The following is a 24,203-nucleotide window of genomic DNA, read 5'->3' on the forward strand; positions in this document are numbered from 1 at the left end:
CCTCGCTGAACCAGGGTGTGGCATCGAACTCGATGCAGCGGACATTATCAGCGGTATGGCAAGTAGCGTGGATCATTGGGGTCCTCCGTTCGCTGGCTAACAACCTGCGCTAGCATTGCTCTTTAGAGTTTCACATCGCTGCCCCGCACGCCTCAGCCTTTGACCAAGTCCCCCAGCAGGTTTGCCGCCACCATCAGCTTGGCGAGCGTCAGGCCGCCAGCAGCAATCTCCTCGACTGCGCGGCGGATGCGCGTCGCCTCGGGATGAGCTGCAAGCCAGGTCTCCGCAGCCTGCTGGCCGGATTGGCCGGTTGCCAACATATCCGCAGCGAGGCCTCTTTCGGCAGCCGCGATCAGGTCGACGGCGCGGTCGATGGCGAGGCGTTCGAAACGATCGCTGGCCGGCACGCTGCGCGCGGCGACGATGATGCGATCGAGACGGAAATTGGCCTCGGCGGCAAAGAACGTCGCGGCGGCATCGCCGATGCTGCGGCTGGTGCGCTCGGCGACCGTCACGATGTCCGGCGCCGAGACCAGGGTGTCGAGATCGGCCAGTTCGCCGGCGAGGCCATACGGGACGCCGGCATCGGTCAGCTCCTGCCGGCGCTTGCCACGCGCGGCCTGCAAGTCCGGTGGCAGGGTATTGTCGAGAGAGGCGCTGATCTCGCGGATACCCGGGCCGAAACGTGCGACCACCGCCTCGAGGCCATCCTTGAAATCAATATTGCGCACGTACCAGACCATGCGGGAAAGCAGAAGGTCCTGGACCGCCTCATAGAGGGACAATTGCAACTGCCCTTCGATGCAGGCGTCGAGCGTATCGATCGCATCATTTAGCCACTTGAGCCCGTAGGATTCATCCACCGCCACATAGGCCATGACGATGGTGGGGATATCGGCATCGGTTTCGTCGATCAGGCGCACGATACACGCCGGGCCGCCGCGGTTGATGACCGTATTGACGAGGCTGGTCGCGATGATTTCGCGTCGGAGGCGATGGCACTCTACCGCTGTCGGGAACCTGTCCTGAACCTGGCCCGGAAAATACCCGGAGAGCTCGCGGGCGAGATAAGGATCGTCCGGCACGCTGGTGCCGAGCAGGTCGTCGTAGAGCGTCAGTTTGGCGTAGGCGAGCAACACGGCAAGTTCAGGCCGCGTCAGGGACTGCCCGCGTCGTGTGCGCTCGGTGATCGCGGCGTCGTCGGGCAGGAATTCGACTGCGCGGCTGAGCAGGCGGCGCTGCTCGAGCGACTGCATCAGGCGAGTGAGAAAGCCGGTTTCGGCCACGCCCTTGCGTTCGGCGAGCGAGAGCGCGAGCGTCTGCAGATAGTTGTTGCGCAGGACCAGCGCACCGACATCGTCGGTCATCGCGGCAAGCAGGGTGTTACGGTCAGCCGGGCTGAGGCGTCCCTCGCGCTCGGGGCGGGCCAATGCGATCTTGATATTGACCTCGACGTCGGACGTATTCACACCGGCCGAATTGTCGATCGCGTCGGTGTTGAGCTTGACGCCCGTCTGCGCCGCTTCGATGCGGCCGCGCTGAGTGACGCCGAGATTGGCGCCTTCGCCGATCACCCTGGCGCGAACGTCGGTCCCGGTGATGCGGATCGGATCATTGGCGCGGTCGCCGGCCTGATCGTCGCTCTCCACCGACGCCCGGATATAGGTGCCGATGCCGCCAAACCACAGTAGGTCTGCGCGCGTCTTCAGGATCGCCGTCATCACCTCGAAGGGCGTCGCCTGCGGCTTGTCGAGATCGAGCAAGGTGCGCACTTCCGGTGCGAGCGGAATCGCCTTGAGGGAGCGCGAGAATACGCCGCCGCCTTGCGAGATCAGCGATTTGTTGTAGTCCTGCCAGCTCGATCGCGGCATGTCGAACATGCGCTTGCGTTCGGCGTAGCTGATCGCCGGATCGGGAGAGGGATCGATGAAGATGTCGCGGTGATCGAACGCCGCAACCAATTTCGTCGCGGGCGAGAGCAGCATGCCATTGCCGAAGACGTCGCCGGACATGTCGCCGACGCCAACTACAGTGAAAGGCATGGTCTGAATGTCGGTGCCGAGCTCGCGGAAGTGGCGTTTGACCGCCTCCCAGGCGCCTCGCGCCGTAATCCCCATCTTCTTGTGGTCGTAGCCCTGGCTGCCGCCGGAGGCGAAGGCATCGCCGAGCCAATGGTTCTTCTCGGCCGAAATCGCGTTGGCGATGTCGGAGAAGGTGGCGGTGCCCTTGTCGGCGGCGACGACCAGATAAGGATCGTCGCCATCATGCCGCAAGGTCGAGTCGGGCGGGAGGAGGTCGTCGCCGTCGAGATTGTCGGTGAGTTCGAGCAGCGAGCGAACGAAGATGCGATAGGCTTCGGTGCCTTCCGCGAGCCACGCATCGCGGCTGGAGAGCGGCGGCAGGCGCTTGGGCACGAAGCCGCCTTTGGCGCCGACCGGCACGATCACCGCGTTCTTGACCTGCTGGGCTTTGACCAGGCCGAGAATCTCGGTGCGGAAATCCTGCGGCCGATCGGACCACCGCAGTCCGCCGCGCGCAACCTTGCCGAAGCGCAGGTGAATGCCTTCGACGCGGGGAGAATAGACGAAAATCTCGTAGAGCGGTCGTGGAGCCGGCAGGTCCTCGATTCCGCGCGCGTCGAACTTGAATGAGATCACCGGACGCGGATGTCCGTCCTCGCCGACCTGCCACAAATTGGTGCGGATGGTGGACTGCACCAGATTGGTGAAACGGCGGAGGATGCGGTCTTCGTCGAGCGATGCGACGGATTTGAGCTGCTCCTCGATATCAGCAAGGAGGGCGGTCTCCCGGGCCGAGCGCTCGGCATCAGTAAGGGTGAGGCGTGGATCGAGGCGGGCCTGGAATAGCGCGACGAGGTTGGCGGTGATCGCTGCGTTCTTGCGCAGAGTCTCCCACATATAATCCTGGCTGAACGGCGCGCGGATCTGGTGCAAATAGCGGGACAGCGCCCGGATGGTCGAGACTTCGCGCCAGCCCAGGGCCGTACGCAGGATCAGCCCGTTATATCCGTCGGATTCGGCTCGATCACCGACCACCGCCATGATCGAGGCTTCGAGCCGATGGCTGAATTCCCGGTTGATCTCGATCGGCTGGCCGTCGCTGGTCTCTATCGTCATGTCGTGCAGCCACACCGGCTCAGGCCTGGCACCGGGCACGATCTGATAGGTACGTTCATCGACCACGCGCAGGCCGTGATTTTCGATCACCGGCACGCGATAGGACAGCGACAGTGGCGCGGCATCCGAGAACACCTTCAGGCCGAAGCGTCTGGGATCGTCCTCGCCCTCGAAGCGATGAACCGAAATCGTCACCGGGCGGGTTGGCGTGAGCCTTTCGATGGTGGCGATATCGGCTATTGCCTGTTCCGCCGTGGAAACCTCGGTATAGCCGCCGGTAAAGGCCTGGGCATAGCGATTGGCGAGCATGCGCGCCCGCATGCCATCGGTAGACGCAGTCAGCGCGGCCTTCAGCTTGTCGGCCCAGGTCGCGGCAATGGCGCTGATCCCGGCTTCCAGCGTGGCGCGCTCGACGGCAGGAGTCTTACCTTCATAGCGTCCGATGATGTAGTGAACGCGCGTCAATGCTCCTTCGGGGAAAGACACGTAGGAGGCGGCCTGCATCCCCTTGTAGATCTGTGACAGGAAGGCGCCGACGCGCATGCGCACATCAGTGTCGTATTTGTCGCGCGGAATGAAGACGAGGATGGAGACGAAGCGATCGAACTTGTCGACCCGAGCGAGCGCCCGGACGCGGGGGCGCTCATAGAGGATCAGGATCTCCATGACGAAATTGAAGAGGGTGTCGATGTCGACCTGGAATAGTTCGTCTCGCGGATATTCCTCGAGGATATGCATCAGCGCCTTGCCCGAATGGCTGTTCGGATCGAAGCCGGCGCGCTGGAGTACCCGCGATACCTTGTGGCGAACATAGGGGATCTGTCGTGCCGAGCGCGTATAGGCGCCTGAGGTGAACAGGCCGACGACTCGTAGTTCACCCTCGAGCCGGCCGTCGGGCGCATAGAGCTTGATGCCGATATAATCCATCCGGATGCGGCGATGAACGCGGCTACTCACATTGGCCTTGATGACGATGAGTAGGGTCGGCTCGCGCATGAACTCGCGAATTTCCGACGTCATCACCACCATTTCGTTGCCGCGGCGCAGGACCTTTACATCGGGGTCGCGGAGGATGCCGAGGCCCTCAGCGGTCGTGATGTCGTCCGACGCATCGCTGTCGGGCGAGAAGCGATACTCGCGCACGCCGAGAAAGGTGAAATTGTCCGCGCACAGCCATTGCAGGAACTGGTTGGCCTCGGCGACCTCGTCGATCGGCAGCGGCGGTGGATTGGAAGAGAAAGTCTTGATCGCGTTCTCGACGCGGTCGCGCATGACGCGCCAGTCCGCGACGCTGGCGCGCACGTCGCTTAACGTCCTGGTGAGGCCGTCAATCAGCCTCTCGCGGTCAGCGTCGGCGTCGAGGCGGGTGATGTGGAGGTGAATCAGGCTCTCGCGCGCGCCCTTTGCCCCTTCCGGCAGTGCTTCACCGTGGAAGAGCAGGAGCTTGCCTTGGTCATCGCGCTCCACCGCGATGATGGGGTGAGCGACGAGGGTGACTTCGATGCCCTGCTCGGCGAGCTCCGCCATGATGGAATCGAACAGGAAAGGCATATCGTCGTTGAGAATTTCGAGCACGGACATCTCGCGCCCGTCCGGCATCATCGGATTGACGACGCGGATATCGGCATGACCCGCCGTGCGTCGCTGTACATGCTCCCAGGCTTGCTCCGCCAGGAAGGCAAGCGAGGAGGCATCGTAACTGGCGAGGTCCTCGGCATTGGTGTAGCCGAACATAAGCTCGGCAAAGGTTCGGGGAGCCTTGCCCGGCTGCACGCTTCCCGCCGCGTCGCGGATCAGAGTTGCGCGGGCCTTGTCGTCACGCCACGCCATAGCGTCCTCCACGTCCCAGCCAACTCACCGCAATTACGGTCGGCCGTTGTTTTTGGAGTGCATCTCTTCGTGCGCCATCGTTTCCCGACCGCGTTTCAATCGCACAGGTGAAATCTTCGGTCGTGCGGTCTTGACTATGTTAGCACCCCGGAGCCGCCGTGGCGCGCGGAGTTGTGAGGTGTGTCTTGAGGCCGGAATCGATGCGACGAGCCTCATACCATGGGGCGTCTTATGAAATCACGAGCAATTTCAATCATGTATAAGTTCGTGGCTGTATTCCGAATGGCGCGCCAGACTTTTCCGTTCAAATTAGAACAGCCAGCCGTCGATTGGCTGCTCAATCGCTGCTTATGTCGCAAGCGGACCTTTGCCTCGGATTGGGCGACGCGTGCTTGCTTATCGGATTTTCTGCTCGACCTCGTAAGCTGCCTTCAGAAGCGTTTCGACAACTTCCTGCTCGCGTCGCGGGCCGAGCCGTGTTCGGACGGCCGATATGGTGAGGGCCGCCGCCGGGTCGCCGTCGGCTGTCTTGATCCAGGTCGAAATCGATTTCGTGCCCTGGACCAATCCGACTTCGCGCACGCCATAACCCCTGCGCCGGGCGTCGGCGATTTCTGACAACACGGTCTGCCGGTCGGTCCGATATCCCGCGAATCGAGGTTCATTCGTCGTAGCGATCCTGCGTGACTCTTGAGCCGGTAACGCGGCCAGGATGGCGACCCCTGCGCTGCTGACGCCGAGCGGCCGCCGCGCACCGACGGCGATCGAGAGTACCTGGATCGGATATGAGCCAATTCTCCTATCCACGCATAAAGTGTCGTTGCCGGTGCGTACCGTCAGAAACAGTGTATCGCCGACCCGTTGCGACGTTTCGCGCAAAATGTCGTCCGCCGCTGCGAGCAATGGCGAGCGCGATGGGCGAGCGAGTGCCAATTCAGGGACCTGCGTGCCGATGGCATAGCGACCCGAGCGCTCGTGACGCTCGACCAGTCCCTCCTCCATCAGGACATGGACGATCCGGTGTACGGTCGGGCGCGATAGACGTGTCGCTTGGACGACTTCTTTCAACGGCAATCCGCTCTCACCGCCCGCTGCAAGCACGCGAAGAAGGAAGAGCGCGCGCCGGATCGCCTGTGCGCCTTGTCGCGGCTCCGGGTCGAGTGTTGTTGGCAATCCGTTGTCCATAATGTGGACAATAACCGCACATTGGCATCGACAAGTAAAGCGGTTGAAACCAATGGTCCGTCGTAAGAGCGCTGGTCCCAATCGGCGTCGAACATACGGTTAGCGGCGTGAAAGCCGCATCTGGCGGGAGGAAATGATGAGGTCGCTATGGATCGCTGCAGCCATTGTTGCGACGCTGGTTAATGGCGCGGCGACGGCTCAGGAATGGCCCACGCGCATTGTCAAACTGATCGTGCCCTATCCGGCCGGCGGCAATGTCGATAGCGCGGCGCGCATCGTCGCGGATCGGCTGCAAGAGAAATTGGGCCAGCCCTTCGTGATCGAAAACAAGTCGGGCGCTGGCGGCATGATCGCCGGGGAAGCGCTGGCGAAAGCGCCGAATGATGGCTACACGCTCATGGTCGGCGCCAACGGTCCGGTTCTCTTCGCTCCCGAAATCAACAAGCGCGACGCCTACAACTGGAAGCGCGACTTCCTGCCGATCTCGAGCATCTCGATGACGCCGCTGGTGCTCGAGGTTCATCCTTCCGTGAAGGCTACGTCGTTCGCCGAATTGCTCGAACTCGCGAAGCGCGATCCGGGCAAGCTGACGATGGCCTCTCCGGGGCCGGGCACCACCAATCACCTGCTCAGCGAACTCATGCAGTCCAAGCTCGAGATTCGTTGGGTGACGGCGCATTATCGCGGCAACGCGCCCGCGACCAATGACCTGCTCGGCGGCCAGGTTCAGTTCGCATTCGATCAACTGTCGGTCAGCCTTCAATATATCAAGAGTGGAATGTTGCGCGCCTTGGCGGTCACGAGCCCACATCGACTGAAGACGCTTCCGGACGTGCCCACTTTCGCCGAGCTCGGCTATCCGGATTTTGACGGCCAGACCTTCACAGGGCTGTTTGCTCCGGCGAACACCCCCACTCCGGTCGCCGATAAATTGAACAAAGCGCTGACTGAGATTCTCAAGGAGCCAGGCGTGGTCGACAAGTTCGAAAAGCTTGGCGCCGAAGCGCTCCCGATGACGGCGGGTGAGTTCAGAGCCTATCTCGATCGTGAGGACGCCAAGTGGATTCCGGTCGTGCGCAAGGCCAACGTAAAGGCGGATTGACGAATGAAGATCGATCCCGCTGAACTTGGTGCCGAAAAGGCTTATCGTCTGCTCACCGGCATCGTCGTCCCGCGACCGATCGCATGGGTGACCAGCCTGTCGCAGGCAGGTACCGTCAACCTTGCGCCGTTCAGTGCCTTCACCTTCGTCTCGCCCAAGCCGCCGATGCTGGCAATCAGCGTCGGCCGCAAATCAGGCGTCTACAAAGACACGGCGCGCAACATCCTGGATCGCGAAGAATACGTCATTCACATCGCGGATTCGCCGTTGATGTCGGCGGTTCACGAAAGCTCCGCGGAACATCCGCCGGAGGTGAGTGAGGTCGAAGTCCTCGGTCTCGAGACGACTCCCAGCGACCATATCGGGGTGCCGCGGCTGACGGCGGCGCCTATTGCGATGGAATGCCGATTTCGGCAATGCCTCGAATTCGGCGATACCCGCAGCCGGTTGATCGTCGGCGAAGTGGTCGCATTTCACATCAAGGATGATCTGCTCGCCAACGGCAAGATTGAAACCGAGAGCCTCGATCCGATCGCCCGCATTGCCGGTCCGCGTTACGCGCGGCTAGGCGAGATCTTCACGTTGAAGTCCGTATTCCAGACATCGAAGTAATTGGAAGAACGCCGGGGGCGCAGCTCGAGCAGCCGGTCCGGCACCGCGATCCGGCGGCAATCGATCCAGTGAATTATTCAGGAGCCTTCATGAAACTATGCAGCTATTCGACCGGCGGAAACAGCCGCTACGGCGTGGTGGCCGATGACGGCGTTATCGATCTCAGTGCATTGCTTGGATCGGAGTTTCCCGATCTGCGCAGCTTGATCGCCGGCAACGGGCTGGCGAAGGCGAAACAGGTGAGCGCCGGCCGCAAGCCCGATCATCGACTGTCGGATCTGATCTTGCTGCCGCCGATCCCGGCGCCGGAGAAGCTCTGGTGCATCGGGGTCAACTATAAGGACCGCAATGCTGAATACAAAGACAGCTCGGATTTGCCGAAATATCCGAGCCTGTTCGTCCGCAACCCGTCGTCGGTGGTCGGCTCCGATCAGCCGATCGAAAAGCCGAAGATCTCCGAGCAGCTCGACTACGAAGGCGAGCTCGTGATCGTCATCGGCAAGGAAGGTCGTCATATCGCGCGCGAGAATGCGTGGTCGCACATCTTCGGCATGACTCTCTGCAACGAAGGCTCGGTGCGGGACTGGCTGCACCACGGCAAGTTCAACGTCACCCAGGGCAAGAATTTCGATCGGTCCGGCAGCGTCGGGCCGTGGATCGTCACGGCGGACGAATGCGATCCGCAAGGGACGCACGATATCGTCACGCGGGTGAACGGGGAGGAGCGTCAGAACGACTCGACCGAGCGGCTGATGTTCACCTTCGACTATCTGATTTCCTATCTGTCGACATTCGCCACCTTGAAGCCCGGCGACATGATCGCGACCGGAACGCCGACCGGCGCCGGCGCCCGCTTCACGCCGCCGCGTTGGCTCAAGCCAGGCGATGTCGTCGAGGTTGAGTCTAGGCAGATCGGCATTCTTCGCAACGTCGTCGCAGAGGAGAAATAACGGTGCTTGATCAGACGGTCACCGATACGCTGGCGCGTCGCCTCGACGAGGCGGAGCGGACCAAGACGCTCATCACCATGTTCACCGCCGACTATCCCGATCTCACCATCGAGGATGCCTATGCGATCCAGCGGACCTGGACGGCGCTGCAGCTTGAACGCGGGCGAGTGATCAAAGGCCACAAGATCGGCCTGACCTCGAAGGCAATGCAGAACGCGGTCAGCATCTCCGAGCCGGATTACGGCGTGCTGTTCGCCGACATGTTCTATCAGGATGCCGGCAGCATCCCTTATGAACGGTTTTTCGCGCCGCGCATCGAGGTCGAACTGGCCTTCGTGCTCAAGACCGATCTGCGCGGGCCGGATTGTACGATCTTCGACGTGCTGAACGCGACAGCCTACGTCACTCCGGCGCTCGAAATCCTGGAAACGCGCATGCACCGCGTGCATCCGCAAACCAAGAAGCCCCGCACGGTGGTGGACACGATCTCCGACAACGCAGCGAATGCCGCGCTTGTGGTCGGAGGTCGTCCATTCCGTCCGCTGGATGTCGATTTGCGCTGGGTCAGCGCGTTGCTGTTCCGGAATGGCCAGATCGAGGAGACCGGCGTCGCCGCCGGCGTGCTGAACCATCCGGCAAACGGCATCGCGTGGCTCGCCAATCGCCTCGCGCCGCACGACGAATACCTCGCCGCAGGCGAGGTGGTGCTCGCCGGATCCTTCACGCGTCCGATCGAGGTCAGCCGCGGCGATACGATACATGCCGATTACGGGCCGTATGGCTCGGTGTCGTGCCAATTCGTCTGACCGTTATCCGGAGACTGCAGCCATGACATCTTCCAGGCGCCGCCGCAGCGTTCATATCGGCGAGTTTAAGCACGCAAATCCGATTCCCAATGCCTGCCGCATCAACAATCTGCTGATGTCCGGCGTCATCCTCGGCCGCGATCCCAAGACGAGCGAGATGCCACCCGATCTCGAAAGCCAGTGCGCCAACATGTTCGCGCATATGAAGGCGATCGTGGAAGCCGGCGGCGGCAGTACTGACGACATCATCAAGATGACGGTCTGGCTCAAGGATCGCAGCAATCGCGGGCCGGTCAATGTCGAGTGGCTCAAGATGTTTCCCGACGAGCATTCGCGCCCAGCCCGTCATGCGCTCTCCATGGAGATGGAGGGCGGCGCCCTGGTGCAATGCGATTTCACTGCGGTGATCGATTAAAGGAGCGACAGATGCCCGACTATCTTCCATTTGATCCAAACCCGCGCACGCCATCCCGCAAGCCGCCGCCGAAGAGCATCGACAGTCAGTTCCATGTGCTTGGTCCCGTGGAACGCTATCCCGTCCGGCCCGGCGCGGCCTATCAGATGCCGACGGCGACTTGGGAGGCTGCGCTCCGGGTACACAAGGCGCTTGGTATCGAGCGTGGCATCATCGTGCAGACGACGACATATGGTGCCGATCATTCGGTGGTTCTGGATGGGCTGGCGGCGATGGGGCCGAACTACAAGGCCTGCGCGAATGCGCTGGTTTTCGCCGAACGCGACGATGCATATCTCGCCAAGCTGAATGACGCCGGCGTCGGCGGGGCGCGGTTCAGCTTCCGCAAGGAGCTCGGCGCCGTGCTTTCGGACAGCGACTACGAGCGCGCGATCGCACGTATTTCCGAACTCGGCTGGTACGCTAAATTCCAGCCGGAGAAGGACGGCATCGTCGCCAATCTCGACAAGATCGCGTCTCTCAAGGTGCCGGTCCTCATCGATCACATGGGCCGCCCGGATCCAACCCTCGGCAAGAACGATCCGAACTTGCGTGCGGTTCTCGATCTGCTGTCGAAGGGCAATTTCTGGGTGATGCTCTCGCTCGGCGAAAAGACGTCCAGGAAAGGTCCGCCGTGGGACGACGTCGTTCCCATCGCGCAAGCCTATCTCGAAGCCGCGCCCGATCGCTGCGTCTGGGCAAGCGACTGGCCGCACCCTGTATCGGTTGTCCAGCCGCCGAACGACGCCGACCTGCTTGAATTGCTCTATCGCTACGCGCCGGACGATGCCTTGCTGGAAAAGATACTGGTCACAAATCCAGCAAAGCTGTTTGGGTTCTCCTAATAGATCGTGGGCGGACACCCTGCCGGGAGCGGAGTCCGCTTCCGGCAGGATATGCCGATCGCCCCTCATTCGGGCGGATTTCATCCGCGCGGGGTGGCTCGACGTATTCTGAAGCCGATACGTGCGTCTCCGGTCGTTTGTTTCGACCTACGGCTTATCGCGACCCCACGGGAAGAGAGAGACCGGAAAATCGGCCGCATAGCGCCGCCCTTTCGGTGGACGGGGAGGGTCCTGCCGAGGATTCGGGTCCGGCTCCAGCACCTTGCGATAAAGATGCCAGGTGGCATGACCGAGTAGGGGCAGAACAACGGCGAGACCGACGAATAACGGCAGCGAACCGGCCACCAGCAGCGCGGCCACAATCAGACCCCATGCCGCCATCGTCACAGGATTTTTCATCACGACCCGCAGCGAGGTCTGAACTGCGTCTGTCACGCTCGCATGTCGGTCGAGCATCAGCGGAAACGCCACGACGCTAACGCACAGGGCCATGATAGCGAACAATAGTCCGACGCCGCAGCCCTGGACGATCAGTTGGTGCCCCTCTGTGGTTGTGAAGATGCGCGATGCGAAATCGGGAATGCTGGCCGCAGGGGCATTGCCGAACTTGGAGACGTAAATCGCATTCGCTGTGGTCACCCAGACCACGAACAAAATGAGCAGGAGCGTGCCGAGGCCAAGCATGGCCCCGAAGGACGGCGAGCGCAGCACGCCGAGTGCATGCCATGCCGACGCCTCTTCGCCGCGTTCGCGGCGGCGGCTGAGTTCATAGAGACCGAGGGCTGCAAAAGGACCAATCAACGCAAAACCGGCGGCTAGTGGGAAAAGCAGCGGTAACACCGAATAGCCAAGGGTCATTCTGGCCAGCACAAGCCCGAGAACAGGATAGATAATGCACAGAATAATGGCGTGACTCGGAACCGCCTTGAAGTCCTCCCAGCCCAGCCGCAACGCATCATGCAGATCGGACAAGCCGATCTTGCGAATGACGGGCGCGGCGACGCTATCGGAAGCGCCTGGTACTGTCTGCGAGATCTTGTCAGAATACGGAGTAGCCATGGTCGCGATCTCCCATGCGTTCGCACCGGCGAGATCGGGTCACTTTCAAATGACGAGTCTTCGCCTTCGTGCGCAGAAATCGCGACTGGTTTTGGAAGACGGCCAAGTTCAACGAAGAGAGCTTTGCCGAGCAAAACCTGTCGCAACCTGTGCAGCAAGTTTAGCGCAATCCGGAAAGAATAGCACGCACTGTTCGGTGAATTCTTCCTTTGTAAGGTTTACGTTTCACCGCGTGGCTGATGGCAATTGACGCGTCACCTTGTCTGCCATGCGGACGCACGGTGTCGTGTATTGCAATGCGATATGGGAATCCATTGCGCGTGCCATTGCTCAACGGTTCGATCGTGGTGCTATCGTCGTCGTGAGGAATAAGCCGGTCTATTGACAATCAAGCCTGCCGGGGAACATCCTGTAGTGGCAAGTGCCCGTAGTTCGACGACACCAGCGATCGCAACTTTTCGAATTTGATGTTGCGACCGGTTAGAGGGCAAGGCGGCCAGCATTGTGATGGCGAGCTCGAAATCAGCCATCGATGCAGACGTGAACTGCGCCCTTTTCTAAGTCTTGTCCGCAGCCTCTAGAGGCAAGGATGAACAAGGGATGGCTGTAGCATTCATACTGCTGTTGGTCGCAGTCGCTTCGGTGCTGTTTCACCTCCTTAGCCCATGGTGGTGGACGCCGATCGCATCGAACTGGAGTTACATCGACGACACGATCACCATGACGTTCTGGATCACCGGAGCGGTCTTCTTCGCGATCGTCGCATTCATCGCCTATTGCATCTTCCGTTTTCATCACAAAGAAGGAAGACAAGCGGCCTATGAGCCCGAAAACAAAAGGCTCGAATGGTGGCTCACCATAGGGACCGCGATCGGTGTCGGAGCGATGTTGGCGCCTGGTTTGGTTGTCTGGCATCAGTTTGTGACGGTGCCGTCCGATGCAACAGAGATCGAGGTCATGGGCCAGCAATGGCGCTGGAGCTACCGGCTGCCAGGAAAGGACGGCCGGCTCGGGACGGTCGATGCCCGCAACGTCAGTGCCGAGAATCCACTGGGCTTGAATCCGAACGATCCCAATGGTCAGGACGACGTCGTGGTTGAGAACGACGATTTGCATCTCCCGATCGGAAAGCCGGTCAAGGTATTGCTCCGTTCAATCGACGTTCTGCACGATTTCTACGTGCCTGAGTTCCGGGCGAAGATGGATATGGTGCCGGGCTCGGTCACATACTTTTGGTTCACTCCCACGCGCACAGGAACATTCGAGGTTCTTTGCGCGGAATTGTGCGGCATCGCGCATGCGCAAATGCGGAGCAACGTCATCGTCCAGGAAGAGAGCGAATATCATGCATGGCTGGAGAAGCAGCAGACATTCGCAGCGTTATCCAGCCACCGACCCATCACGAAGGCAACTTACAAGACCCGCGGCAAATAGCAGGACCGGCGCGGCGGCGTTGCACGTTGTAACACTTACGATGAGCGACGATCAGAGGATAAATCCGGGAGGACATTTTAATGGTTGATGTCCCGTCTGACGTACTCGCAGGAATTCCGCCGGCCGAAGTGGGTGAGGTCGATCTCTATCACCCAAGAAGTTGGTGGACGCGATATGTCTTCTCGCAAGATGCCAAGATCATTGCGGTCCAGTATGCGATGACGGCAATGGCCATCGGTATGGTTGCGCTGGTGCTGTCATGGCTGATGCGGCTGCAACTTGGTTTCCCCGGAACGTTTTCGTTTATCGATCCGAGCCAGTATCTTCAGTTCATCACCATGCATGGCATGATCATGGTGATCTACCTTCTCACGGCGCTGTTTCTCGGAGGCTTCGGGAATTATCTCATCCCGCTGATGGTCGGTGCTCGCGACATGGTGTTCCCCTATGCGAACATGCTGAGCTACTGGATCTATCTGCTTGCCGTGCTGGTGCTGGTTGCGACCTTCTTTGTACCGGGTGGGCCGACCGGCGCTGGCTGGACGCTGTATCCGCCGCAGGCCATTCTTTCCGGAAGCCCCGGACAGGAAGCAGGCATCATCATGATGCTGGTGTCGCTGATCCTGTTCATTATCGGCTTCACCATGGGCGGCTTGAATTACGTCGTGACGGTGCTGCAGGGTCGCACGCGCGGAATGACGCTGATGCGGCTGCCTTTGACGGTGTGGGGCATTTTTACAGCGACCGTGATGGCGTTGCTCGCATTTCCAGCCTTGTTCGTCGCCTCGGTGATGATGCTGTTCGATCGGCTTCTTGGCACCAGCTTCTTCATGCCAACGCTCGTGGAGATGGGTCAGCTGGGGAAGTACGGCGGTGGCAGTCCGCTGCTGTTCCAGCACCTGTTCTGGTTTTTCGGCCACCCCGAAGTCTATATCGTTGCGTTACCTGCTTTTGGCATTGTCTCTGACCTCATCAGTACTCATGCGCGAAAGAATATTTTCGGCTATCGCATGATGGTGTGGGCGATTGTTGGAATCGGAGCGATGAGCTTCGTGGTGTGGGCGCACCACATGTATGTCAGTGGTATGAATCCGAAGTTCGGATTTTTCTTCGCAACAACGACCCTCATCATCGCGATCCCCACGGCGATCAAGGTATACAACTGGATCCTGACCCTGTGGCGTGGCGACATTCATCTCACCGTTCCGATGCTGTTCGCGCTCGCATTCATCATCACGTTCGTCAATGGCGGTCTGACTGGCCTGTTCCTTGGCAACGTCGTCGTGGACGTTCCGTTGTCTGATACCATGTTCGTGGTCGCCCATTTTCACATGGTCATGGGGGTTGCGCCGATCATGGTCGTGTTTGGTGCGATCTATCACTGGTATCCGAAAGTGACGGGACGGATGCTGAACGAGACGCTGGGGCGCTTCCATTTTTGGGTCACGTTCCTTGGAGCTTACGCGATCTTCTTCCCCATGCATTATCTCGGGCTGCTGGGTGTGCCGCGCCGCTATCACGACATCGGCGGGACGGCATTCGTCCCGGCGTCGGCCCATGACCTGAATGCATTCATGAGTATCGCTGCGCTCATCGTCGGCTTTGCCCAGCTCGTATTTGTGTTCAACATGATCCGGAGCCTGTCCAAGGGCGAGGACGCCGGCGGCAATCCGTGGAACGCGACCACGCTCGAGTGGCAAACGCCGCAGACGCCGCCGGCACATGGCAACTGGGGCAAGGAACTCCCGGTCGTCTATCGCTGGGCTTATGATTATAGCGTGCCCGGCGCAGCACGGGATTTCATCCCCCAGAATGAACCGCCGGCCAGCTCGACGCCGAAGGGAGCGCATCCATGACGGCCGTCGTCCTGTTCATGGCTGGAATAGCGGCCATTGCGGGATGGTGGCTCTCGCAGCAACGGCTTGCGGCCAAGCCCTGGCTGGAGGAGGGGGCGGTCGGCGATTTTCCCGGCGGAAGTTCGATGTCGTTGCCGGCGGCGAAAATAGGTTTGGGTGTGTTTCTCGCGGTCGTCGGGTCGTTGTTTGCGCTCTTCGTCAGCGCTTACTCCATGCGCATGCAACTGATCGACTGGCGGTCGCTGCCCGTGCCCGGGTTGCTGTGGTTCAACACCGGTGTTCTGATCGTGAGCAGCGGCGCACTGCAATGGGCGCAGGTTTCCGCACATCGCGACGACAGCGAAAATGTGCTGATCGGCCTGCTTGCAAGCGGCCTTTCCGCCGTTGTTTTCCTGATAGGTCAGTTGCTGGTGTGGCAGCAGCTCAACACCGGGGGCTACTTTCTGGCGGCCAATCCTGCCAACGCCTTCTTCTATCTGATCACCGCAGTCCATGGACTGCACCTGCTCGGCGGTCTCGTCGCTCTGGGCAGAACCATCGTCAAGGCATGGCGTGGTGTTGAAATCCCGCGCCTGCGTTTGAGTGTGGAACTGTGCACGATGTATTGGCATTTCCTGCTTTTGGTCTGGTTGATCCTGCTCGCTCTGCTGACAGGCTGGGCGGATGACTTCGTCACCATCTGTCGCCAGTTGCTGACATAGGGAAGGCATCGATGCGATGACAGAGACTGTGCTGACAAACATCGAAAAGCGCCGAACGACGACCGCAGGCTGGCAAGGTATTGTCGCTGACTGGTCCTCGGATCAACGGGCATTCAAGAATGTATCCTGGGGAAAGGCCATGATGTGGATCTTTCTCCTCAGCGATACCTTTATCTTCGGTTGCTTCCTGCTGTCGTACATGACGGCGCGCATGTCCACGACGGTGCCCTGGCCAAACCCGAGTGAAGTCTTCGCTCTGACGATTGCAGGACAACACATCCCGCTCATTCTGATTGCCATCATGACCTTCGTGCTGATCAGCAGCAGCGGGACCATGGCGATGGCCGTCAATTTCGGCTACCGCCACGATCGCCGCAAAACGGCGATTCTGATGCTGGTGACCGCCGCGTTCGGTGCGACATTTGTCGGAATGCAGGCTTTCGAATGGACCAAGCTGATCATGGAGGGGGTGAGGCCCTGGGAAAATCCGTGGGGGGCAGAGCAATTCGGCTCATGCTTTTTCATGATTACAGGATTCCACGGAACGCACGTAACGATTGGCGTTATTTTCCTGATCATCATTGCGCGAAAGGTTTGGCGCGGAGATTTCGAGACTGAACGTCGGGGATTTTTCACAAGCAGGAAGGGGAACTACGAGATTGTCGAAATCACCGGCCTGTATTGGCATTTCGTCGATTTGGTATGGGTGTTTATCTTTGCCTTTTTCTATCTTTGGTGAGGGAAAAACATGGCTGAAGTCACGCTACATGCAACACCTCATGAAACTCCCGCGGCACATGCCGAGGGACACCAGCACCCGATCAAGCTTTATCTCGTGGTCTGGGGATGGCTGTTTGTCTTGAGTACATGCTCTTACCTCGTCGACTACTTCAACCTGCAGGGATATCTGAGGTGGTCTCTCATCGTGCTGTTCATGATGTTGAAGGCGGGCTTGATTGTTGCGGTCTTCATGCACATGGCGTGGGAGCGTCTGGCTTTGGCCTATGCCATCCTGCTCCCACCGTTGGTGTTGTTGGTTTTTGTGGGGATCATGGTGTTTGAATCGGACTACACGTTGTTGAGCCGGATCATTTTCTTCAAGACTGGGGCGTGAAGATGAGCGGGGGTCTCGTGCGCAAGGAGGACTTCCATGACTACATATATCATGCTTGCAAACTGGACTGATCAAGGTATCCAACACGTCAAGGACTCGCCGCGTCGTCTCGACTTGGCGAAGAAAGCTCTCAAGGATATGGACGGCGAGTTCAAATCGTTCTTTCTGACCATGGGCGACTATGACATCGTCGCGGTTTACGAAGCGCCGGACGATACCGTCGCCGCGCGATTCAATTTGCAGCTGGGCATGCTGGGAAACATTCGAACGCACACATTGAAAGCGTTTCCCGAAACAGCTTACCGGGAGATCATCAAGTCGCTGGGCTGATTGCGGACCGGAGGCACGTCCGCGAGGTGCCACGCGCCGGCCAAATGTCATGTCGACAGGAAAGAAGGCCGAGATGGCGCCCGCTGGCGGAAAGTAGGCGGGCGAGACAATTAGTGAAGATGAGGTGGTGCGCAGATGCAATTTACCGTTGGATTCAAGCTGAAGGGCAAGGCGGGCCATGTCGTCGTGGACGCCGAGGACGCGCTTGTCGCCGCTCTGAAAGTCAAGGCGGAGCTCCCGGAAGCGATGACGATGTACGTGCGTCCACAAAACCGGCGCGGCGACGCACGACACCCGTCACATGTGCCTGTCGACGAGCGCGCCGAGGATACTCATTGATGGTAAATTGGGGGATGAGCAAGCCGGTGCAAGTCATGGTTCGTTCGGGCCATGACAGACTTCAGCTGGCGCTGAAGCACAAGAAGTAGATTCACGGTACTCCGCCCGGCCGCGGTGTCATATGGCTGAGCAGATCCATCGGCAACGGAAAGACCACAGTCGATGATCGCTCGCCTGCAATGTCGTGCAACGCCGCAAAATAGCGCAGCTGCATCGCCTGCGGCTCCTGAGCGAGGATCCGGCCAGCCTCGACGAGCTTCTCGGCGGCTTGCTGCTCGCCTATCGCATTGATCACTTTCGCCCGCCGCAGCCGCTCCGCCTCGGCCTGCTTGGCGATGGCACGCACCATGTTCTCATTGAGGTCGATATCCTTGATCTCGATGTTGGTGACCTTGATGCCCCACGCGTCAGTTTGCTGATCGAGGATCTCCTGAATGTCGGCGTTGAGTTTGTCGCGCTCTGCGAGCATTTCATCCAGCTCATGCTTGCCGAGCACCGAGCGCAGCGTGGTCTGTGCCAACTGGCTGGTCGCGGCCATGAAATTCCCGACCTTGATGATCGCACGTTCCGGGTCGACGATGCGGAAATAGAGAACGGCGTTCACCTTGACGGAAACATTATCGCGGGAAATGACGTCCTGCGGCGGCACATCCTGCACCATCACCCTGAGATCGGCCTTCACCATCTGCTGCACGAACGGAATAAGGATGATGAGCCCCGGACCTTTCACGCCGGTGAACCGTCCGAGCGTGAAGACGATGCCGCGCTCGTATTCCCGCAGGATGCGAACGGCGGAGGAGAGAAAGGCGATCACGATGATCGCGAGCAGCGAATAGGCTATGTAATCGAGCATCATCGCACACCTCCTTCACCGGCGCTGAGTGCCGGCGGGCGACGCACCATCAGCGTCAGATCCGTGATGCTGGCGATCTCGACCGTCTCTCCGGGCTTGAATGTTTCCATGCCGCGGGCTCGCCAGCGCTCACCCTGCGTGAAGACGTGACCTTCGATGTCATTCCAGTCGAGAACTTCGGCGGGCAGGCCGCGCATGGCCTGCCCGCCGACTCGTGCCGGAGCTTTGCGCGCGCGCTGAAGCGAGCCGAGCACAATGAGCAGCAGTCCGATGAACATCGCCGTCACGATGCCGACGAGTGTCCATGACAGCCGGTATCCGGGCGCGTCGATCCTGAACAACATCAACCCACCAAGGACGAGGGCGATGGCTCCGCTGAGGCCAAGAACCACGGTCGGGTTGAAGGCCTCTATAATTAGAAGCGCGATCCCCAACATCATCAGCCCAAGGCCGGCATAGCTGATCGGCAGCAGGTTGAAGGCATAGAGGCCCAGCAGCAGACAGATCGTACCGACCACGCCGGGCGCGACGGCGCCAGGAGACATGAATTCAAAAATCAGGCCGTAGATGCCAACCAGCAGAAGAATGAAGGCGACGTTGGGGTTGGTGATCACAGACAGAAATTGCGCGATCCATCCGGAATCGATCGTCTCGATCATCGCATCCTTCGTCGCCAGATGCCGTCTGTCGCCACCGGGAAGCTCCACGACGCGACCATCGACTTGCCTGAGCAGTTCGACCGGGTCGCGCGCAATGAGATCGATGACATTCGCTTGCAACGCAGCACTGGCGGAAAGACTGGCTGCCTCGCGGACAGCCTTCTCTGCCCAATCGGCGTTACGTCCGCGTAACTCGGCAAGGCTGCGGATAAAGGCGACGGCGTCGTTCGTCGTCTTCGCCATCATCGCATCCCTCGGCTCCGTTTGCTGGGTGCTGTCCTTCTTGTCCTTGCCGTCTTTGTCAGGGGTGATGCCCGGCAGGCCCGGCACCGGACTGCCGATTTGCACTGGCGTCGCCGCGCCGATATTGGTGCCCGGCGCCATTGCGGCGATATGCGTTGCATAGAGAATATAGGTGCCGGCGCTGGCAGCATGGGCTCCCGACGGGGCGACATAACCTATGACAGGAACGGGCGATGCCAGCACGTCGGCGATGGTCTCGCGCATGCTGGTGACGAGACCGCCCGGCGTATTCAGACGCAGAATGACAGCTTCGGCGCGCCGTTCGTTCGCCTTGGCGAGAGCGTCTTTCACATAACTGGCGGTTGCCGGTCCGATCGCTCCGTCGATTGCGATCGTCAGCACGAGTTTTCCACTCCCCTCCGCCGAGACAGACGTGGTGGGGGAGACAGCCAGAGCGACAATCGCAATTGTCGCCGCAAGAGTAGCCTGTACGGTCTGCACAGCCTGGACTCCCTTATCAAGATGATGTGGGGGGTCCTGGCAGAATCTCAATACGACCGGGATTGGCGAGCCATCGCTCGTTGTCGAAACGAATGTGAGGGCTGCGCAAGACGAGAAGAATCGTCGATATTATCAGGCAGTCTCAATGGCATAAGAAGTTCGCAGTTTCGATCCACGCCCTCGCTTCGCCTCCGAACAATGGCGTGACCGCGTAGGCACGGCCTTCTTCATCGCGGCTCGATGAGCAAAGTTCTGTCATCGAACTGTTCGACGATCGTGCCGACTGGCCGCGCCCCTCCGCCGGATCGCAAGAGGAGCGCTGGCCGTGTTTCAGTGATGGGCCGAAACGCTCTTGACGCATTCGGACAACAAATCACCTGACGCAGAATGGCTGACGTCGCCCAGACTGACGATACCGACCATCCGTTTACTCTTGTTGATCACCGGTAGCCTGCGAACCCGCAGTTTCTCCATGTGATGTATTGCCTTTGCGAGGTCATCGTCCTCCCGGCAACAATGGATACCTTCGGTCATCACATCGCGTGCCGTCGCGCGGCCGGCATCGAAGCTGTTCCTCGCGAGCCCTTTGCAGACAATGTCGCGGTCGGTCACCATCCCAATCAGGCGGTCGTCCTCGCCAACCGGAACGCAGCCAATGTCATGCCCCCGCATCAATTTCGCGAGTTCGGTGACAGGAGTGTCGGGGCTGACCCAGTCGACACCTTTGTGCATCACCTCTTTGACTTTCATGGCGAACCTCCGTTCCTAGAGTTCAGGTGAATTGATGCAATGCAGTATGTCTCGCCTCCCTCCATGTCCTCCAACTATACAATCAATTACGTGCGAGGTCGCAGAAGAAAACATCATTCCTGCGCGATCAGACCGGACAAACGCGGCCGCTGTTGCAATCCACCCTCCTGAACAGCGCGCATTCGACGCAAGGCCCGGACCATCCACGGTTGCAAGTGGATTAATGGAACCCAAATAATCCAAACGTGTCTCATTGGACAGGGAGCGGTCCTATCCACTAGTTTGGCAGGCGGCGGTGTTGCACACCTCCGGACGAGATCGTTGGGAATGAAAGAGAAAAAGGATATCGTAGAAAACTGGTTGCCGCGTTACACCGGCACGCCGCTTGCTGAGTTCGGTGAGTATGTTCTCTTGACCAACTTCGACAACTACGTCGAATGGTTCGCCACGGCGTATGGCAGTTTGGTAAAGGGCGCAGATCGACCGATGCCCAATGCGACTGCCGATGGTATCACTCTGATTAACTTCGGCATGGGAAGCCCGAATGCTGCAACCGTGATGGATCTGTTAAGTGCCATCGCGCCGAAAGCCGTGTTGTTTCTCGGCAAATGCGGTGGGTTGAAACGCAAAAATAAAATTGGCGATTTGGTTCTACCGATTGCGGCTATTCGGGGCGAAGGCACCTCAAATGATTACTTGCCCCCGGAGGTTCCTGCGCTGCCCGCGTTCCAGTTGCAACGCGCGGTGTCGACCATGATCCGCGATCTCGGTCACGACTATTGGACCGGCACCGTGTACACGACCAATCGTCGTGTCTGGGAACATGATGATCGCTTCAGGGATATATTGCGTCGTACACGGAGCATGGCGATCGACATGGAGACCGCAACAATCTTTGCTGCGGGATTTGCCAATCACATTTCGACTGGCGCACTGCTTCTCGTGTCCGATCAGCCAATGATTCCCGAGGGTGTGAAGACCGAAGCGTCGGATCAGGAGGTGACCGCGAACTATGTCGAAAGGCATATCAGGATCGGGGTGGAGGCCCTGAAGCTTGTGCGGCGCCGCGGCCGCAGCGTCAAGCATTTGCGTTTCGAAGACGATTTCGATGCAGGGCATGAGACGTAAAGAGGCGTTGCACCGCTGCAGCTACAGTTTAGCAGCGGCATAATCTTCCCATTCGGGACCGCGACGGTCGCCGCGGATCGTCCGACTAATTCTCAGTCATGCGCGCTAAAGCGCCCGTGCTGCGCGTTGGCCATCAGGCGAGCAAACTGCGCGTGACCCATATGAAGCAGCGTCTCGTGATCGCCAGCTTCCAGATAGACCTCCGGCTGCGCCTGGATGCTGTCGTCAACGATGATATCCAGCCCGTAGCACTTACCGACGGCAGGAACTGCACCGTGTGCGCAGTCGCGGAACAGCTGATGGATCTCGGTTTCATCGGCCATGTGGACATTGTCGCCGAGTGATGTCCTCAGGTCCGACAGGCGGAGGTGATGCGATGCGGGCAAGACGGCCAGTATATATTCTCCGTCACGCCGCAACACGATGCCCTTGGCGAGGCGATCGCCCGAGATATGACATGCCTCAGCCGTGCCAGAGGACGTCATACGAAGTTCGTGCGGGATCACCTCGTATTGGATGTTTTCAGCGGCCAGGTATTTCTGGAGTGTGGGAGCAATGGTCATGGCGTGACCTCCGGGGCAAAATGCAAGCCATCCATCGTAAGGTCTTTGTCTGCAGACTCTCGCCGTGCGATGGGCGGCTGCGTGGTTATAGGCTCAGCATAGGCCTCCCATCCGACAGCTGCAATTCGTTATCGATGACCAACTCTCTCGCGAGATAGTCAGGCCCCCGCGCTGTCGATGGTGAGTGCGCGAGCGCCGCGACACTTCTTCTCTTCCCCAAAGGGGGGCTGCTGTCCATTTGAGTGCATGCGAGGATCGCGTGAGGTATTCAATCGAAATTATATATCTATTTCAAAAGCATAGGAGTTCGCAGTTTTATTCTGAATGGCATGCCATTTTCCAGAACGCACAGCATTCACAGAGAGGCTGATCGATCACGATGTCGATCATGTGGTGGCGCGCATCTCGCAGCCGCTAATCCCAACTGCTTGGTGTCACCACGGAGCGCTGAAGTGTGTGGCGCGCGCAGCGTGTGCGGCCGGTTGGTTGCGAGGGCATGATCACCGGGCTAGCCTATGGGCAGGACAAGCCCAAAGGTGAGAACATATGACCCCGCGCGAACGTCTCGACCAATTGCACCCGGAAATGACCGCATGGCGCAGGGATTTCCATGCGCATCCGGAGATTGGCTTCGAGGAGGAGCGCACCAGCGCGCTGGTCGCGGAGCGGTTGTCGGAGTGGGGCATCGAGGTGCATCGCGGTTTCGGCGGTACCGGCGTCGTCGGCGTAATCCGCGGCCGTCATCAGGCTGCCGGCAGCAACCGGGCCATTGGCTTGCGCGCTGATATGGACGCGCTGCCGATGGAGGAGGGCAATGGTTTTGCCCATCGCTCGCAGAATGCCGGCCGTATGCATGCCTGCGGCCATGACGGTCACACCACGATGTTGCTTGGTGCTGCGAAATATCTTGCCGAGACGCGCAATTTCGCCGGCACGGTGCATCTGATCTTTCAGCCGGCCGAGGAAGGCCTCGCTGGCGCCAAGGCGATGATGGACGACGGGTTGTTCGAGCGTTTCCCGTGCGATTCCATCTATGCGATCCACAACAGCCCGGACATGCCGCTCGGCAGCGTCAAGGCGCTGACCGGCACGGCGCTAGCGGCGATCGATTATTTCAAGGTAACGCTGCGTGGGCGCTCGTCGCATGGCGCGCATCCGCATCAGGGCATCGATACGGTGGCGATGGCCGCGCAAGTGGTGAATGCGCTGAACGCGATTCCGTCCCGTCAGGTCGATGCGCTGGAATCCGCCATCATCAGCATCGGCCAGATCCACGGCGGTACCTCGGACATCGTTCTGCCCGAGACGGTGGAGTTGCGCGGCTCGGTACGTACGCTGAAGCCCGAGGTGCGCGAGCGCGTCGAGGAGTTGTTCATGCGCACGGTGACGCTGACCGCGCAGGCCTGCGGCGGCACGGCGGAGATCGAGTATCGCCACGCCTATCCGGCCACGATCAATACGGCCGACGAGACGGTGCGCGCGGCAGAAGCGGCGGCGGCGGTGCCGGGCGTTACCGAGGTGCTGCGCGAAGGCAATCCAATTCTTGCCGGTGAAGATTTCGCGTTCATGCTCGAACGCAACCGTGGTGCCTATCTGATGTTCGGGCAGCGCACCGCCGACAAGGGCGGCGTGCCCGTTCACAATCCCGGCTACGATTTCAACGACGATCTCCTACCGATCGGCGCGAGCTATCTCGCCGGGCTGGTGGAGCAAGAGCTCGCATAGACTGCGATCAACGCGATCTGAGCGGCG

Annotated in this window: 22 protein-coding genes; 15 read left to right on the forward strand and 7 right to left on the reverse strand. The window is 59.8% G+C overall.

Going from position 1 to position 24,203, the window contains the following annotated elements; all coding sequences use genetic code 11:
• Positions 1-152: 152 nt before the first annotated feature.
• On the reverse strand, positions 153-4,979 hold the full coding sequence (locus AB7783_RS26920; RefSeq protein WP_441279301.1) for an NAD-glutamate dehydrogenase: 4,827 nt from the start codon (positions 4,977-4,979) through the stop codon (positions 153-155).
• A 384-nt stretch (positions 4,980-5,363) separates the two neighbouring features.
• A complete protein-coding gene (locus tag AB7783_RS26925) occupies positions 5,364-6,152 on the reverse strand; it encodes an IclR family transcriptional regulator (protein ID WP_441279302.1) in 789 nt (262 codons plus the stop codon).
• A gap of 136 nt (positions 6,153-6,288) precedes the next feature.
• On the opposite strand from AB7783_RS26925, the gene AB7783_RS26930 reads away from it, so the two are divergent.
• From AB7783_RS26930 to AB7783_RS26955, 6 genes are all read left to right on the forward strand, one after another.
• Positions 6,289-7,254, forward strand: a complete 966-nt coding sequence (locus tag AB7783_RS26930; protein ID WP_441279303.1) for a Bug family tripartite tricarboxylate transporter substrate binding protein — start codon at positions 6,289-6,291, stop codon at positions 7,252-7,254.
• A 3-nt stretch (positions 7,255-7,257) separates the two neighbouring features.
• Positions 7,258-7,866: a flavin reductase family protein gene (locus AB7783_RS26935; protein ID WP_068732840.1), complete on the forward strand. Its 609-nt coding sequence runs from the start codon at positions 7,258-7,260 to the stop codon at positions 7,864-7,866.
• 89 nt (positions 7,867-7,955) lie between these two features.
• Entirely contained in the window at positions 7,956-8,816 is an 861-nt protein-coding gene (locus AB7783_RS26940) for a fumarylacetoacetate hydrolase family protein (protein ID WP_231078255.1), read from the forward strand.
• A 2-nt stretch (positions 8,817-8,818) separates the two neighbouring features.
• Complete coding sequence (hpaH, locus tag AB7783_RS26945) at positions 8,819-9,622, forward strand: 2-oxo-hept-4-ene-1,7-dioate hydratase (RefSeq protein ID WP_441279304.1); 804 nt, start codon at positions 8,819-8,821, stop codon at positions 9,620-9,622.
• A gap of 22 nt (positions 9,623-9,644) precedes the next feature.
• On the forward strand, positions 9,645-10,037 hold the full coding sequence (locus tag AB7783_RS26950) for a RidA family protein (protein WP_068732845.1): 393 nt from the start codon (positions 9,645-9,647) through the stop codon (positions 10,035-10,037).
• 11 nt (positions 10,038-10,048) lie between these two features.
• Positions 10,049-10,921: an amidohydrolase family protein gene (locus AB7783_RS26955; protein WP_068732846.1), complete on the forward strand. Its 873-nt coding sequence runs from the start codon at positions 10,049-10,051 to the stop codon at positions 10,919-10,921.
• A 147-nt stretch (positions 10,922-11,068) separates the two neighbouring features.
• Here the strand turns inward: AB7783_RS26955 and AB7783_RS26960 are convergent, their stop codons facing one another.
• On the reverse strand, positions 11,069-11,980 hold the full coding sequence (locus AB7783_RS26960) for a DUF2189 domain-containing protein (RefSeq protein ID WP_315840450.1): 912 nt from the start codon (positions 11,978-11,980) through the stop codon (positions 11,069-11,071).
• Positions 11,981-12,580: 600 nt separating this feature from the next.
• Between AB7783_RS26960 and coxB the strand changes: the two genes are divergently transcribed.
• The 7 genes from coxB (at position 12,581) to AB7783_RS26995 (ending at position 17,754) form a co-directional block, all read left to right on the forward strand.
• Positions 12,581-13,414, forward strand: a complete 834-nt coding sequence (gene coxB / locus AB7783_RS26965; protein WP_441279305.1) for a cytochrome c oxidase subunit II — start codon at positions 12,581-12,583, stop codon at positions 13,412-13,414.
• A gap of 80 nt (positions 13,415-13,494) precedes the next feature.
• On the forward strand, positions 13,495-15,270 hold the full coding sequence (locus AB7783_RS26970; RefSeq protein WP_093759785.1) for a cbb3-type cytochrome c oxidase subunit I: 1,776 nt from the start codon (positions 13,495-13,497) through the stop codon (positions 15,268-15,270).
• Entirely contained in the window at positions 15,267-15,971 is a 705-nt protein-coding gene (locus AB7783_RS26975) for a cytochrome c oxidase subunit 3 (protein WP_231078250.1), read from the forward strand. Before AB7783_RS26970 ends, AB7783_RS26975 begins: the two co-directional genes overlap by 4 nt.
• Positions 15,972-15,987: 16 nt before the next feature.
• Entirely contained in the window at positions 15,988-16,710 is a 723-nt protein-coding gene (locus AB7783_RS26980; RefSeq protein ID WP_093759781.1) for a heme-copper oxidase subunit III family protein, read from the forward strand.
• A 9-nt stretch (positions 16,711-16,719) separates the two neighbouring features.
• A complete protein-coding gene (locus AB7783_RS26985; protein ID WP_441279306.1) occupies positions 16,720-17,085 on the forward strand; it encodes a cytochrome C oxidase subunit IV family protein in 366 nt (121 codons plus the stop codon).
• A 36-nt stretch (positions 17,086-17,121) separates the two neighbouring features.
• Positions 17,122-17,415: a GYD domain-containing protein gene (locus tag AB7783_RS26990; RefSeq protein ID WP_441279307.1), complete on the forward strand. Its 294-nt coding sequence runs from the start codon at positions 17,122-17,124 to the stop codon at positions 17,413-17,415.
• A gap of 135 nt (positions 17,416-17,550) precedes the next feature.
• A complete protein-coding gene (locus AB7783_RS26995) occupies positions 17,551-17,754 on the forward strand; it encodes a hypothetical protein (protein WP_089262760.1) in 204 nt (67 codons plus the stop codon).
• A gap of 91 nt (positions 17,755-17,845) precedes the next feature.
• Here AB7783_RS26995 and AB7783_RS27000 read toward each other — a convergent pair whose 3' ends face one another.
• From AB7783_RS27000 to AB7783_RS27010, 3 genes are all read right to left on the reverse strand, one after another.
• On the reverse strand, positions 17,846-18,610 hold the full coding sequence (locus tag AB7783_RS27000) for a slipin family protein (protein ID WP_441279308.1): 765 nt from the start codon (positions 18,608-18,610) through the stop codon (positions 17,846-17,848).
• Complete coding sequence (locus AB7783_RS27005) at positions 18,607-20,010, reverse strand: NfeD family protein (protein ID WP_441279309.1); 1,404 nt, start codon at positions 20,008-20,010, stop codon at positions 18,607-18,609. The genes AB7783_RS27000 and AB7783_RS27005 overlap by 4 nt, the downstream gene beginning before the upstream one ends.
• 330 nt (positions 20,011-20,340) lie before the next feature.
• On the reverse strand, positions 20,341-20,760 hold the full coding sequence (locus AB7783_RS27010) for a CBS domain-containing protein (protein ID WP_120288271.1): 420 nt from the start codon (positions 20,758-20,760) through the stop codon (positions 20,341-20,343).
• 327 nt (positions 20,761-21,087) lie between these two features.
• On the opposite strand from AB7783_RS27010, the gene AB7783_RS27015 reads away from it, so the two are divergent.
• A complete protein-coding gene (locus AB7783_RS27015) occupies positions 21,088-21,888 on the forward strand; it encodes an AMP nucleosidase (RefSeq protein ID WP_089262752.1) in 801 nt (266 codons plus the stop codon).
• A gap of 92 nt (positions 21,889-21,980) precedes the next feature.
• On the opposite strand, the gene AB7783_RS27020 is transcribed toward AB7783_RS27015, so the two are convergent.
• A complete protein-coding gene (locus tag AB7783_RS27020; RefSeq protein ID WP_089262750.1) occupies positions 21,981-22,451 on the reverse strand; it encodes an aminoacyl-tRNA deacylase in 471 nt (156 codons plus the stop codon).
• A gap of 546 nt (positions 22,452-22,997) precedes the next feature.
• On the opposite strand from AB7783_RS27020, the gene AB7783_RS27025 reads away from it, so the two are divergent.
• Positions 22,998-24,176 (forward strand): M20 aminoacylase family protein, encoded by a 1,179-nt coding sequence (locus tag AB7783_RS27025; RefSeq protein ID WP_441279310.1) that lies wholly within the window; start codon positions 22,998-23,000, stop codon positions 24,174-24,176.
• Positions 24,177-24,203: the final 27 nt, after the last annotated feature.

Source organism: Tardiphaga sp. 172_B4_N1_3 (assembly GCF_052076035.1).
GTDB lineage: Bacteria > Pseudomonadota > Alphaproteobacteria > Rhizobiales > Xanthobacteraceae > Tardiphaga > Tardiphaga robiniae.